Source organism: Fontibacter flavus (assembly GCF_042432905.1).
Lineage (GTDB): Bacteria > Bacteroidota > Bacteroidia > Cytophagales > Cyclobacteriaceae > Fontibacter > Fontibacter flavus.
Genome location: NZ_JBHLWI010000083.1, coordinates 13,828 through 26,831, shown reverse-complemented (window position 1 = coordinate 26,831; position 13,004 = coordinate 13,828). Strand labels below are relative to the sequence as shown.

General features: G+C 39.7%; 13 protein-coding genes. 7 read left to right on the top strand and 6 right to left on the bottom strand.

Annotated features, from left to right (window positions below):
• Positions 1–42 precede the first annotated feature (42 nt).
• A complete protein-coding gene (locus ACFFIP_RS18240) occupies positions 43–549 on the top strand; it encodes an HNH endonuclease (RefSeq protein WP_382389206.1) in 507 nt (168 codons plus the stop codon).
• A 64-nt stretch (positions 550–613) separates the two neighbouring features.
• Positions 614–3,139 carry a hybrid sensor histidine kinase/response regulator gene (locus ACFFIP_RS18235; protein ID WP_382389204.1) on the top strand — a complete coding sequence of 842 codons (2,526 nt, stop codon included), beginning with the start codon at positions 614–616 and terminating at the stop codon, positions 3,137–3,139.
• On the opposite strand, the gene ACFFIP_RS18230 is transcribed toward ACFFIP_RS18235, so the two are convergent.
• The 3 genes from ACFFIP_RS18230 to ACFFIP_RS18220 all read right to left on the bottom strand — a co-directional run bounded on the left by ACFFIP_RS18230 (position 3,136) and on the right by ACFFIP_RS18220 (position 5,068).
• On the bottom strand, positions 3,136–4,476 hold the full coding sequence (locus tag ACFFIP_RS18230; RefSeq protein ID WP_382389202.1) for a sigma-54-dependent transcriptional regulator: 1,341 nt from the start codon (positions 4,474–4,476) through the stop codon (positions 3,136–3,138). The two genes, ACFFIP_RS18235 and ACFFIP_RS18230, sit on opposite strands and share 4 nt — an antisense overlap.
• 83 nt (positions 4,477–4,559) lie before the next feature.
• Entirely contained in the window at positions 4,560–4,880 is a 321-nt protein-coding gene (locus tag ACFFIP_RS18225) for a hypothetical protein (protein WP_382389201.1), read from the bottom strand.
• 29 nt (positions 4,881–4,909) lie between these two features.
• Positions 4,910–5,068: a hypothetical protein gene (locus ACFFIP_RS18220; RefSeq protein ID WP_382389200.1), complete on the bottom strand. Its 159-nt coding sequence runs from the start codon at positions 5,066–5,068 to the stop codon at positions 4,910–4,912.
• A gap of 279 nt (positions 5,069–5,347) precedes the next feature.
• Between ACFFIP_RS18220 and ACFFIP_RS18215 the strand changes: the two genes are divergently transcribed.
• Complete coding sequence (locus ACFFIP_RS18215; RefSeq protein ID WP_382389199.1) at positions 5,348–7,231, top strand: amidophosphoribosyltransferase; 1,884 nt, start codon at positions 5,348–5,350, stop codon at positions 7,229–7,231.
• Positions 7,232–7,283: 52 nt separating this feature from the next.
• Here ACFFIP_RS18215 and ACFFIP_RS18210 read toward each other — a convergent pair whose 3' ends face one another.
• The 3 genes from ACFFIP_RS18210 to ACFFIP_RS18200 form a co-directional block, all read right to left on the bottom strand.
• On the bottom strand, positions 7,284–7,640 hold the full coding sequence (locus tag ACFFIP_RS18210) for a response regulator (RefSeq protein ID WP_382389198.1): 357 nt from the start codon (positions 7,638–7,640) through the stop codon (positions 7,284–7,286).
• A gap of 23 nt (positions 7,641–7,663) precedes the next feature.
• Positions 7,664–9,049, bottom strand: a complete 1,386-nt coding sequence (locus tag ACFFIP_RS18205) for an ATP-grasp domain-containing protein (RefSeq protein ID WP_382389197.1) — start codon at positions 9,047–9,049, stop codon at positions 7,664–7,666.
• A gap of 113 nt (positions 9,050–9,162) precedes the next feature.
• Complete coding sequence (locus tag ACFFIP_RS18200; RefSeq protein ID WP_382389196.1) at positions 9,163–9,915, bottom strand: sulfite exporter TauE/SafE family protein; 753 nt, start codon at positions 9,913–9,915, stop codon at positions 9,163–9,165.
• A gap of 157 nt (positions 9,916–10,072) precedes the next feature.
• Here ACFFIP_RS18200 and ACFFIP_RS18195 point away from each other — a divergent pair, with 157 nt between their 5' ends.
• The 4 genes from ACFFIP_RS18195 (at position 10,073) to ACFFIP_RS18180 (ending at position 12,982) form a co-directional block, all read left to right on the top strand.
• Positions 10,073–11,125: a M42 family metallopeptidase gene (locus tag ACFFIP_RS18195; protein WP_382389195.1), complete on the top strand. Its 1,053-nt coding sequence runs from the start codon at positions 10,073–10,075 to the stop codon at positions 11,123–11,125.
• A gap of 363 nt (positions 11,126–11,488) precedes the next feature.
• Positions 11,489–11,899: an organic hydroperoxide resistance protein gene (locus ACFFIP_RS18190; protein WP_382389194.1), complete on the top strand. Its 411-nt coding sequence runs from the start codon at positions 11,489–11,491 to the stop codon at positions 11,897–11,899.
• A gap of 2 nt (positions 11,900–11,901) precedes the next feature.
• Complete coding sequence (locus ACFFIP_RS18185) at positions 11,902–12,393, top strand: glutathione peroxidase (RefSeq protein WP_382389193.1); 492 nt, start codon at positions 11,902–11,904, stop codon at positions 12,391–12,393.
• Between the two features lie 142 nt (positions 12,394–12,535).
• Positions 12,536–12,982 (top strand): MarR family winged helix-turn-helix transcriptional regulator, encoded by a 447-nt coding sequence (locus ACFFIP_RS18180; protein ID WP_382389192.1) that lies wholly within the window; start codon positions 12,536–12,538, stop codon positions 12,980–12,982.
• The last annotated feature ends 22 nt before the right edge of the window (positions 12,983–13,004 follow it).

Here is a 13,004-nt window from a genome sequence, read left to right as displayed (position 1 = left end):
AACAACAGGTTTTTCCATCCAAAGATTTTATATTAGAGGATTATGGAAAAGCGTGTTTTGGTTTTGAATTTGGATCATTCTCCGGTGGCAATTGTGACTGTTCAGAAAGCACTTGTATTGACCATACTGGAAAAAGTGAGCTGTTTGACCCACTACGAATCATTAGTAATCCGGACTGTAGATAGAGAGTTTAGGTATCCGGCAGTAATCCGACTAAATGATTACAAACACATTCCTTACAAAGGAGTCATGCTCAATAGAGCCAATATTTTTAGGAGGGATTCAAATGAATGCCAGTATTGTGGTTCCAAAAAGCAATTGACCATTGATCATGTGGTGCCAAAATCAAAAGGAGGCAAAACCAACTGGTTAAATCTCGTAGCTGCCTGTAACCGGTGTAATGTGTACAAAGGAGATAAGACCCCGGAACAGGCAGGTATGCAATTAAAGTCAAAGCCTTTTAAACCCTCCTTGGGATTTTTTATTGCAGAGTATGCAGAAAGGAATGCTGAAGAATGGATTCCTTTTCTAGATCTCAGAACTGCATAAACATTGCCAAAGGATTATCAAATGGAACAATAATTGTCTACATAAATTTAAAGATCAAAGCACCTTGTTTAAAAGCAAAAAAAAATATCAGGTAGGCAGTAAAGTAGTCATTGGGTTTATCCTTGCGGCATTTTTAGTGGTCACGGTGAGTGTGGTGACGTATTTCAGTATCTCCAAACTTTTGGATACTGTTGAGAATTTAACAGAACCCAATGAAAAACTGACCCAACTCAATGGTTTATTGGCTGATGTGTACCTCCTGGATATGTCCAAAACAGAAAGAACTTCAGACAAAGATTCGGTGCTCGATGAAACTTTAGCTAGAGTAAAGGGTCGTTTGGATTGGCTGAAAATGCATTCACAGGATTCAGAAGAAGAGGAAAGTTTTGAAAAAATCAGCCTGAATATCAGTGAATTGATGGTTGTTTTCGCGGGTTTGGAAGAAGTGAGGTATAATTTGACCAATAGGACTTTTAGTGAAGAAGCGCTCAAGAATATAGAGACGAGAATCAAGCGGCAACAGGAGCTCAGTGAAATGCAATTTTTGGGAAAGATCAGAAATAGGGATATCATGTCCGAAATTTCCGGCCGTAATAATAGGGGGTCTCGAGTAGATGAACTGGAAGGGGAAAAGACCTTGCTCTCCCAAGGTGAAATAGATTACAGGGAAGAGCTGATGGAAATATTCAGGGACATTGGAGATTTGCAGGGTGGCTCAGCAGATTTGAAGCAAGAGACAACTGAAGGGGCTCTTGAAGCCCTGAAAAGTTTTATGACAGAAATGTTTGAGGACGAGCAGAGGCTGCAAAGGGACTTTGTCGATCTTGAAACAAGGCTTATAGACAAAAACAAAGAAGTCTTTTCACAGATTCAAGGGTTGATTTCCAGCATGCAAAGGAACTTATTGGAAAATTACGATGAGAAAAACCAATCTGCATATGCACTGACCTATAATGTGTCGATTGTTTTGGCGATAATGGTTTTTTTAGGAGTTGTCGGATCATTGGGTTTTGTCAATAGCATTCTTAATGAGGTCAAGAAAGCCAACCTTTATAGAAGCCGACTGGAAGAGGCCAAGAAAGAGTCAGATAAATTAGCGAAAGCCAAGCAGGATTTTTTGGCCAATATGAGTCATGAGATCCGTAACCCTCTTCATGCCATTCAGGGATATCAACAGGCATTGAATAAATCAGACCTCAATGCAGAGCAAAAAGAATTTGTTGGTATGATAGGATTTGCATCGGAAACCTTAATCGGGATTGTCAATGATATTTTGGATTTCTCTAAGCTGGAAGCTGGGAAAGTTCAGATTGAAAAGGAGGCTTTTGACCCACTAAGACTATTTCTTTCCATTAAGAGTTTTTATTCCTTTAAAGCTGAGGAAAAAGGTGTTGGGTTCAATTGGGATATAGATTTACCCAAAGATAAATGGTTGATAGGTGATCAGCTTCGCATCAATCAGATTTTGAATAATCTGCTGAGTAACGCGATGAAATTCACCCATCAAGGCACCATAGATGTAGCTATTCAGTATAGTGATCAGACGCTTAAAATCAGCATTGAAGATACAGGTATCGGAATGTCCAAGGAGATGTTGGTTCAGATTTTTGAAGAGTTTAATCAAGGGGATACCTCTATCACCCGAAGGTTTGGAGGCACTGGTCTGGGTTTGGCCATCATCAAAAAACTCATTGATCTTCAAGGAGGCAGTATCTCTGCGGAAAGTACACTTGGAAAGGGAACTAAAATGGAAGTGATACTCCCCATGGATGTTACAGTCTCTGCTGAGCAGGAAGAAGAGGGGGCAACTGCTGAATATTCTCTAGCGGGTTTGAATGTCTTGGTGGTTGATGATGACGCTATTGGGCTAAAATTGATCAAGTTATTGCTGGAATCTGAAAGAGCAAATGTGACTGTTTTCCATGGAGGAATTGAATTTAGGGATACATTTAAAGAGGGATCTTTTGATCTGGCTATTCTTGATATCCAAATGCCGGATATAAGTGGGATTGAGGTTTTGAAAATGTTGAGGTCAAGAGATTTGTATAAAAATTTACCCGTCATGGCCATGACTGCCAATGTTTTTGCCGATGAGCAAGATAAATTGAAGAACCAGGGATTTGACAGGTTATTGTTGAAACCCTTCAGTGATAAGCAGCTTATTTCTAAAATTGGCGATCTTCTAAAATTGAAGAAGAAAAAGATTGATTCAAATGTTGAAACCATACATAATATTCAGCCACAGGTTTCTAGTTATGATGTAGCTGATTTAAAGAAATTTTGTATGGGAGACGAAGATATGCTGATCGAGGTGATCGCTGACATCATTCAGGTGACCCAAGGTAATATTGCTGACTTAGGAGAGGCGGTGCGATTGACGGACTTTTCAAAAATCAGAGAAATAACCCACCAATTGTCCAGCAGGCTGGCACAAATAAAAGCCAAAGAAGGGGCAATGGCAAAAGATATTGAATTCAGCATCAAGGCAGGCAAGACCGAAGGTTTGGAAAAAGAGATTTTGGCTTTGATTGAAGATACCAAAGTTCTGTTGAAAAAAATCGATGAGGACTTCAAATTGAGTATCGCTTAATTTAGGCCGTATATTTCCATTTTATTATACAGTGTTTTTCGGTCTATTCCCAAAAGTTTTGCTGTTTTTGACTTATTGTATTTTGTTTCCAACAGGGCTTTTTGAATGATTTCTTTTTCCTGATTTTCAAGACTGGTTTTAAAGATCTCTGGAGCATTAGATTCCACAGTCGGATCCAAATTCTCTCTTATTTCCGGTGGTAGTAAATCAGCTGTGATGACTGGCCCTTTTGAAAGTAAAACAGCCCTTCTGATTACATTTTTCAATTCCCTCAGGTTTCCTGGCCAGGAATAGTGGTTGAAAATATCCTGGACTTCCTGATCAATGTTTTCAACGTTTTTGCCCAATCTTATATTGCTCGATTGAATAAACTGATGAATAAACAGTTCAAGGTCTTCTTTTCGGTCTTTTAGAGAGGGGACAAGAATAGAAAATTCGTTCAGTCTATGGTACAGGTCTTCTCTGAATGAGGTGTCTTTATCCGGAGAATTGAGTTTCTCGTTGGTCGCTGCTATAATCCGTACATCAATAGGGACTTCAGTATTTGAGCCTATTTTTCTGATTTTTCTTTCCTGTATAGCTCGTAATAACATCATCTGTACATCAGAGCTGAGATTTCCCACTTCATCAAGGAAAATTGTTCCTCCTTTTGCACTTTCGAAATGTCCGGTTTTATTGTCAACTGCACCTGTAAATGATCCTTTTATATGGCCAAATAGCTCACTTCCTGCCAGCTCCTTAGGGATAGCACCACAGTCAATAGCAATAAAGACATTGTTCTGGCGCTTAGAAAGTAAATGCAATTTCTTTGCTACAAATTCTTTTCCCGAACCTGTCTCGCCGAGAATAAGCACATTCAGATCAGTTGGAGCCACCAATTTGATCAATTCTTCCATTTCTTTGGAAGCAGGGCCTTTTCCTTCAACATATTGTGCGGAAATGGGAGGCTGTACTGTCCATTTTTCCTGCTTTGTGGCCGGTGTCTCCAATGCATCTTTGACTGATTCCAGCAGTTCTTCAGGATTGATAGGCTTGGTGATATAGTCTACGGCTCCCATTTTAATGGATTTAACTGCAATCCTTATATCTGAATAGGAGGTAATCAGGATAGTTTTTGTACTATTGGCGTCTTGTAAAGCAGCTTCCAGTATCTGCATACCGTTGCCGTCAGGCAATCTGTAATCCGTGATCACCAAATCCGGATTATGGGACTTGAGCAAAGAAAGACCTTCAGCAACTTTATTTGTTGAGATGATAGTATAACCGTTTTTTTCAAGAAAATTTCTGATGATTCTAGAATAACTGATATCGTCTTCTATTAAAAGTATTTTAGCCATCTGCTCTTCCAAAATTTTCTACTAAGCTAATAAAAAATAAGGCAAAGGGATATTCCCGATGCCTTAAAATAGAGCAGGTTGGCTTAGTCGTTGATTTCTTTACCTTCAGGGTCGTATTTTTTGGCTATAATTTCTCCTGCCTTATCGAATTTGACTTTGAAGTGGGTAGTCCCATCTTCTTCGATAATCTGCCAAGCTTCCGTGATGGTCAGCTCTTTGATCGTGGCATCATTCTGAATGGCGTTTTTCACAGGATCAGGGAGATGGTTGGGGTCTAATTTGACTTTTTCCTGATCTATGATCATCTCAGTGCTTTCATAAAATGAAATCATAGATGAAGCCATCAATGGAGATACGGATATTCCAAAGGCTAAAATTGCGGGGATGAACAGTTGCTTTTTCATGGTAATTTGTATTTAGGTTTATAAATGGATTATGGTGTGTAGAATTTTCTTTCTAATTCTAAAGCATAGAACTGATGAACTTTTTGTTCTGTATGGGAAGTGGAGTTGATCTGATAATTTTCATAAGTCTTGGCTCCTATTACTATCAGGTAAATCCCCATCAAAATAATTAAGATGTTTTTTCTCATGCTAGTCCTATTGCATCTGCTGTGCCAAATGGGAAATGTCTGTTTTATGGCCCTGAGAACTTCTTTTTCAAGGGGGGGATGGGGAATAATTCCTCAGGTGTGGAAAAATTCCCCAGAATTTGAGATCTTATCTATACTTGATAATGTCAAGTTTTTTGGGGAGTAGGCAGTTGGTGTTTTAGAACATCGAAATAAAATGTAAACCAAATTTTATTTACTTCTATAAACTTCTAAAAAAGAGCTAACTTTGCAGCGTCAGAATATTTCACCCCAAACCCAATGAGTGACCAAATCAAACATGAATGTGGTATTGCAATGGTGAGGCTTAGGAAAGAGCCACAGTACTACATTGATAAATACGGTTCCCCCCTTTATATTCCTAATAGACTCTATGTATTGATGCAGAAGCAGATCAATAGAGGACAGGATGGTGCTGGATTGGCCAATATTAAAATCAATACAAAGCCAGGTACCCGATATATCAGTAGATATAGATCAGTGGAACCGCAAGCTGTGAATTTTATCTTTGATAAGATTCAGAAAAAATACAAAAAAGCCAAGAAGCTGGGAGGTGAAAAGGCTGTACTTGATGCGGAATGGTTGAAAGAAAATATTGCTTTTACCGGTGAAGTTTGGCTGGGACACCTAAGGTATGGGACACATGGTGAAAACTCTATTGAGACCTGCCATCCTTTTCTGAAACAGAATAACTGGAGGAGTCGGAATTTGGTAATGGCAGGAAACTTCAACATGACCAATGTTGAAGAGTTGTTCGGTAAACTCGTAGAACTAGGTCAACATCCCAAGGAAAAGACGGATACTGTGACCGTAATGGAGAAAATCGGACATTTTTTAGATGAGGAAAATCAACGCATTTTTGACAAATACAAGCATCAATATTCCAATGAACAGATTACTGCTGTCATAGAGAATGAACTTGATGTTGCCAGAATATTGAGAAGATCTTGCCGTGATTTTGATGGCGGTTACGCTATGGCCGGAATCATTGGGAATGGCTCTAGTTTTGTAGTTCGTGATCCTTCTGGTATCAGGCCTGCTTATTATTATGCAGATGATGAGATTGTAGTGGTGGCATCCGAAAAACCAGCGATTAAATCAGCTTTCAATATCGAATTCAAAGAGATCAAGGAAATACAGCCTGGCCATGCCTTGGTAATCAACAAGGATGGCTCATATGGAGAACATGAAATCCTTCCAGCCAGGGAAAAGAAATCCTGCAGCTTTGAGAGAATTTACTTCTCAAGGGGAACAGATCCTGATATTTATAGAGAGAGGAAACTTTTAGGAAAGGCGCTTATCCCACAGATTCTTAAGGCTATTGATTTTGATCTTAAAAATACAGTTTTTTCTTATATTCCTAATACTGCAGAAACAGCATTTTTGGGTTTGATTGAAGGGTTGGAGGATTATCTTTTTGCCAAGAGAAAAGAAGTATTGCTGGAAGGCAAACCTCATTTGGAGGACCTTGAAGCTTTGCTAAGCTTCAGACCTAGGGTTGAAAAATTGGTCAGTAAGGATGTGAAGTTAAGAACCTTTATCACCAACGATTCGGACCGTGATGCGATGGTGGCCAATGTTTACGATACCACCTATGAAGTAGTCAGAGCAGGCATTGATACCTTAGTAGTCATTGATGACAGTATAGTCAGGGGCACTACTTTAGAGAAAAGTATCCTGACTACCTTGGACAGGCTGAAGCCGAAAAAAATTGTGATCGTATCATCTGCGCCACAGATCAGGTTTCCGGATTGTTATGGTATTGACATGTCCAAAATGAAAGAATTCATAGCCTTCAGGGCTACTGTTGAATTGTTGAAAGAGAGGGGAATGTCTCACTTGATGGATGAGGTATATCAAAAATGTACTACCCAACAGGTGTTGACAGAAAACTACGTGAAAGAGTTGTATACTCCTTTTTCCGATCAGGAAATTTCAGACAAAATAGCTGAAATCATCACCACAGATGAAATCAAAGCTGAGGTTAAAGTAATCTATCAAACAGTCGAAAATCTCCATAAATGTATTCCTGATCATTCAGGTGACTGGTATTTTACAGGTGATTTCCCGACTTCAGGAGGAATGAGGGTGGTCAATAATGCATTTGTCAACTATATGGAAGGTAAATCTGTTAGAGCATATTAATATCCCCCCGATCTACTCTAAAAAAAAACGCTCACAAATCGTGAGCGTTTTTTTATTCAAAGCCCTGAATTACTTCAAGTAATTCGTCAGGATTGATCGGTTTCGAAATAAATGCATCAGCACCTGAATCTATGGCTTTTACAGCGACATCCTGGTCCCCATATCTGGTAATTAAAATAACCTTTGCTTGCGGGTTTTTTGATTTAACTTTTTCTAGAATCTCAATGCCTGTGATATCCGGTAATCTATAATCAAGAATAGCGAGTTCAAAATTGTTAAGGTTGATCAGCTCTAAAGCATCCTTTCCGTTTTGGGCATCCATTACTTCAAAATTATTTTTTGTCAGATACCTTGTGAGCAGTTTGCAGAAGACCACATCATCCTCAACTATCAATATTTTCTTATTCATGGTTTTTCTGTTAAAGTGGTAAATTAAAGATTAGCAACTTTGTCACCAAAGGTTTTGATAGCATTTTGATCAATGGCAAAAACTGCCATGGCTGACTGCACGAAACCTTTGATCAACTCATCTATGCCAAGACCCAATTGCCCGAAATTACGGATGTCAAACAGCATCAGTCTCTCGTCAGCATAAGTCCAGCCATCCTCACCTTTGATAGAGAGGTTGGTGCCGTAAACTTCCCAGGAGTTCATATTTTCAGAGAGCTCTTGGTTCAAAGGATGACCTGATCTTCGTGAATAAACAGCCAATGGTCTCAGGCCTTCTTCAGTAGCATGCATCATCAATCGTAGATCGAAGGCATAGCTTCTGCCCTTGTTATCCGGGATGGTCCCAACATGGTACCACGCTTGGCTGGAATCAAGTCCTTTGCTGTAATTGCTATGGATTAGTTGCTGTACGAGGTAAAGGTCATCAGGGCTGATCTTACTCATGGTGTAATCCAACTCTGTAGGATTGATTACCGTGTACACTCCCTGTCCTGCATTGGAATCCGGAACTTTGATGACCATACTTCCTCCCAAAAGATCGAAATATTTTTCCAGCTCTTGATAAGGGACATTGGTAAATGTTTTTGGGGTGAAAATTCCAATGCCTTTATCAGCAAACTTTTCATTAAAGGAATCGTACGCCCTGCTTGCCACTTCCTTGTTTCGGCCTCCTGCCAAGCAAGCTTCTATTGGATTCAATAATAGGGTTTTTGAACCTTTCGGCAATCTGTTCCAAGGTTCTTGGGTCACATACCGGAAAGCAGCTCTGATTTCAGTCCATTCCTCTTTTTCATTTCTAATGAAAAGTTTTCCGTCTACAAATTTAGCAGGCGGGTCCTGATCTTCTTTTTCAAATTTTGCCAACAATACATTTTCCCCAAACACATCCGCTATGGTAGCAGCATAACCAATGTTTTCCATAGGGTTTTTGTCATAAATAACAGCAAGCCGTCCTTCTTCTTTGTGCGCATCTACCATTGGTTTGAAAGTTTTTTCAATCAATCGGCGATATCCGCCCTGTTCTACATTGAGATCCAACAGGGGCATGGATTTTTGGCCTGAAGGACAACTGTTGGTTTCAATTACAGCCAATTTTCTGTTTCCTTCATGGTTGGTGACATGCATGAGGTCTGTGCCTGCCCATCTGAAGTATTGAGGCTGATATTGTAGGATTTCTTTAATGGCTGATGCATCTGAAGAAGGGTGGAGTCTGTGGTACCTTTCCACCATCTGATCATGACTTAGGTTGAGGAAATAGGCAACCAATGGATGGATATTCGAATTCAGTACTCTGGGATACCAATGATCTGTGGGTTCAAAATCACCTGGTTCTACCAAATGCACATTTTTTGAAATGGATAATTTCATAATATCGATTTTTTATTCAGTTCTAAATTGTTGAAAGAGATTATTTTACGATCTATGCGGTTTGTTTCTGTTGGATTTTTGCCTCAATAGACTTTTATAGAATTATGAGCATCTTAGATTGTAGCGACAAGGTCACTGATGAATTCTCTGTTTTTCCAAAGCATTAAGGCACCACTTAAAACCATGCTTCCCACTACTATTTTCCGGAAGAACACCTCTGACATTTTGGAAAGTATCAACTTTCCGAAATAGACGGCAATCATAGATGAAAGACCTATCAGGATACCGTATTTCAGCACCTCACCTGTCACATAGCCGAAATAGGCATAACTGATGATTTTTGTGAGATGGAGTAAGATAGCATTGGCACTTCTTGTGCCTAGCAGTGATTCTTTGTTGATACCATAATTGAGATAGGCAGAATTCATCAGTGGGCCTACACCCCCAATCAAACCGGAGAGAAACGCTACAACAAGACCCATAGGGGCAAAATGCCAAGCTTTGACTTGATAACCTGTCCTTTTTTCGATTTTGTTGAATTGGAAAACAGTTGAAATAAGTAAGATTCCGATCAGAATTTGGAGATAGTCAGAAGAGAGTTCTGCAAACATTTTGGCTCCCAGTATAGATCCTATAATGGTAGAAGGGAAGAGCCAGGCAAAAAGCTTCCAGTCAATATACTTATAAAAGAAAAAGACTTTGGAGGTGCTGCTCATGCCAATGCTGATTGCCATGACGGGCGCTACAGCTTTGACACCGACCACAGCAGCGACTAAAGGCATTAATAAAAGGCTCGCGCCCCCGCCGGTAAGTGTACTTAATATAAAGACGATGAAGGCACCGATGAGAATAAGAATTAATTGCATAAAAGAATTTCACTATTGTTTGATTTGCCCTCTTTGAAGAAATATTCATGCCAAAAACGAAGATCAAATCCTTTTGTAAATCTTTCAAAAAGCCTTAAAATCGGGAAAAATTCCCCAAATTGGGGAAAAATTGAGTATAATAAATCAAGTAATAGTTATGGAAATCAATGTGCCTTTACTGAAACAGATATGTGAAATAGCCGGTGCGCCAGGATATGAGAAAAGAATCAGGGATTTGGTTATTCAATTGGTTAGTCCAATGGTGGATGAGGTCAAAACGGACAATATGGGGAATGTTATTGCTGTTAAAAAATCTAAAATAAATCCAGATGGTAAAAAAGTGATGGTGGCTGCCCATATGGATGAAATTGGATTTATAGTTACACACATTGATGATAAAGGATTTGTCAGGTTCCACACACTGGGAGGCTTTGATCCGAAAACCTTGACTGCCCAAAGAGTGATTATTCATGGTAAGAAGGATTTGATTGGGGTAATGGGGAGCAAGCCTATACACGTGATGAGTCCCGAAGAAAGGAATAAGTTGCCACAACTTACAGACTATTTCATTGACTTGGGAATGCCTAAGGAGGAAGTTGAAAAGTACATTTCTGTGGGCGATCCGATCACGAGGGACAGGGAATTGATCGAGATGGGAGATTGTGTCAACTGTAAGTCCATAGACAACCGTGTTGCGGTATTTATCTTATTGGAAACACTCAGGGTGTTGCAGAATCCTGCTTATGATGTGTACGCTACTTTTACGGTTCAGGAAGAAGTTGGGATAAGAGGAGCCAATGTTGCTGCACATGGTATCAATCCGGATTTTGGGATTGCCTTGGATACCACGATTTCGTTTGACGTGCCTGGTGCCCAGCCACATGAAAGGATTACCGAATTGGGTAAAGGAACAGCGATTAAAATTATGGATGCATCAACTATCTGTGATTACAGGATGGTGGCCTTTATGAAAAAGACAGCAGATCAGCATCAGATCAAATGGCAGCCTGAAATTTTGACTGCTGGAGGTACTGACACTGCCGGTGTGCAGAGAAATGGTAAAAACGGTTCCATTGCCGGGGCAATTTCGATTCCCACCAGGCATTTGCATCAGGTGATTGAGATGGCGCATAAAGAAGATATTGCCAACAGTATACTTTTGCTAAAAGCCTGCCTGGAAGATATGGATGGTTATGATTGGAGGCATTGATTTTTTGATTAAGAAAAAAAGTTATCCCCGTTTAGATGGGGGACTATTGTCAAAGCCTTCACCTTGTTTCGAACGCAGGAGCCTGTCCCGCAGCATTGCGGGAAGAAATCTAAATAGCATGTAACAAAACTGTTAGATTTCTCCTCCTCGTACCTCGTCGTCCCCGCCACGGCGGGCAGGAAAATGACAAGGGGAAGCTTATTTGAGTAGCTGTCCATTTGCTGTAGGTCAACTTTGTTTCTATTTTATTTTAAAGAAGCCATCTTTTAAAAACCATCTCAGTTCAGATTTTTTTAATATATCGCTTACGATATAAATTATTTTTCCTACATTTGTATCGCGAACGATATAAAAAGAAAATCTATGAAAGCTTTATATGAAACATCAGCCACTGCAGTAGGCGGTAGAAATGGAAAAGTGAAGACCTCTGATGGAATTTTGGATTTAGAGGTAAGGCTTCCCAAGTCAATGGGAGGCAATGCTACCGGCTATACCAATCCGGAACAATTATTTGCTGCCGGTTATGCTGCATGTTTTGACAATGCCCTGAACTACATGGCCAAGCAGGAAAGGCTTCCGATTTCCTCCAAAGTGACCGCCCATGTTGCTTTAATCAATGGAGATGGTGGATTTGATTTAGCAGTCAACCTGGATGTAGAGATCAATGGGGTAGAGCCTGAAGTGGCCAACAAACTTATGGAAATGGCTCATAAAGGATGTCCTTATTCCAGGGCTTTAAAGGGAAATGTGGAAGTAAATATTAATTTGATTTAATTATGGCAAGTACATTTTACAATTTCAAAGCCAACACTTTGCAGGGCAAAGAAATGTCCATGGAAGAGTTTAAGGGGAAAACAGTATTGGTTGTTAATACAGCAAGTCAATGCGGTCTCACTCCCCAATATGAGGGTTTGGAAAAGCTCTATGAAAAATACAAGGATGATGGCTTGGTGATATTGGGTTTTCCCTGTAATCAATTTGGAAATCAGGAACCGGGGGATGAGAAATCCATTTCTGAAGGCTGTTTGGTTAACTACGGGGTAACTTTTCCGATGTTTTCCAAAGTTGATGTCAATGGGGATACTGCTCATCCATTATTCAAGTACTTAAAGAGTAAGCTTGGGGGTCTTTTGGGTTCAAAGATTAAATGGAATTTCACCAAGTTTTTAATTGATGACCAAGGACGTCCTGTAAAAAGATTTGCTCCAATAACAAAGCCGGAAGCATTGGAAAAGGATATCGTGAAATTGCTCAGGAAAAAGATATGAGGATTTCCTTTTTACACTAAGAAAGAAAGCAGGAATTCAAATTAGAATTGAAGTTATAATAGAAGAGATGGATCTTACAGGTTTTCTTTTGGTTAACTTTGTTCAGGTCCACCTCCCGAAATTGGATTAAGTAATGATGCACATGGAGCAATTAAAATTAGATAATCAGATTTGTTTTCCATTTTATGCGGCTTCGCGCTTGATTATTCGTGCTTATCAACCGCATTTGGATAAATTGGGGATTACCTATCCCCAGTATTTGGTAATGCTGGTATTATGGGAACAGGATAGACTTCCCGTGAATGATATTGCGCAGAAGCTTATTCTTAATACCAATACGGTTACGCCCTTACTGAAACGTATGGAGACTATGGGATTGATCCAAAGAGAAAAAAGTAAAGAGGATGAACGCAAGGTGCTGGTGACATTGACGCAAAAAGGCAAAGAAATGGAAGCAGCCGCCGCCGGAATTCCTGAAGCCTTGATGCAATCGGTTACCCCCGGTGAAGTGGATTTGGAAGCATTGGAAAAATTGAAAGCGCAAATGCAGGGATTGGTTGCATTTTTGGAGAAACAAAACCCTAAATAAAACCAATTACTTTTTGCTATAA

Bases quoted from the DNA above. Each gene is read 5' to 3' on its own strand.
- ACFFIP_RS18220 (WP_382389200.1), bottom strand. From the start codon at position 5,068: ATGAGAAAAAACATCTTAATTATTTTGATGGGGATTTACCTGATAGTA.
- ACFFIP_RS18230 (WP_382389202.1), bottom strand. From the start codon at position 4,476: ATGGCTAAAATACTTTTAATAGAAGACGATATCAGTTATTCTAGAATC.
- ACFFIP_RS18190 (WP_382389194.1), top strand. From the start codon at position 11,489: ATGAAAGCTTTATATGAAACATCAGCCACTGCAGTAGGCGGTAGAAAT.
- ACFFIP_RS18205 (WP_382389197.1), bottom strand. From the start codon at position 9,049: ATGAAATTATCCATTTCAAAAAATGTGCATTTGGTAGAACCAGGTGAT.
- ACFFIP_RS18180 (WP_382389192.1), top strand. From the start codon at position 12,536: ATGGAGCAATTAAAATTAGATAATCAGATTTGTTTTCCATTTTATGCG.
- ACFFIP_RS18185 (WP_382389193.1), top strand. From the start codon at position 11,902: ATGGCAAGTACATTTTACAATTTCAAAGCCAACACTTTGCAGGGCAAA.
- ACFFIP_RS18240 (WP_382389206.1), top strand. From the start codon at position 43: ATGGAAAAGCGTGTTTTGGTTTTGAATTTGGATCATTCTCCGGTGGCA.
- ACFFIP_RS18215 (WP_382389199.1), top strand. From the start codon at position 5,348: ATGAGTGACCAAATCAAACATGAATGTGGTATTGCAATGGTGAGGCTT.
- ACFFIP_RS18195 (WP_382389195.1), top strand. From the start codon at position 10,073: ATGGAAATCAATGTGCCTTTACTGAAACAGATATGTGAAATAGCCGGT.
- ACFFIP_RS18225 (WP_382389201.1), bottom strand. From the start codon at position 4,880: ATGAAAAAGCAACTGTTCATCCCCGCAATTTTAGCCTTTGGAATATCC.
- ACFFIP_RS18200 (WP_382389196.1), bottom strand. From the start codon at position 9,915: ATGCAATTAATTCTTATTCTCATCGGTGCCTTCATCGTCTTTATATTA.
- ACFFIP_RS18210 (WP_382389198.1), bottom strand. From the start codon at position 7,640: ATGAATAAGAAAATATTGATAGTTGAGGATGATGTGGTCTTCTGCAAA.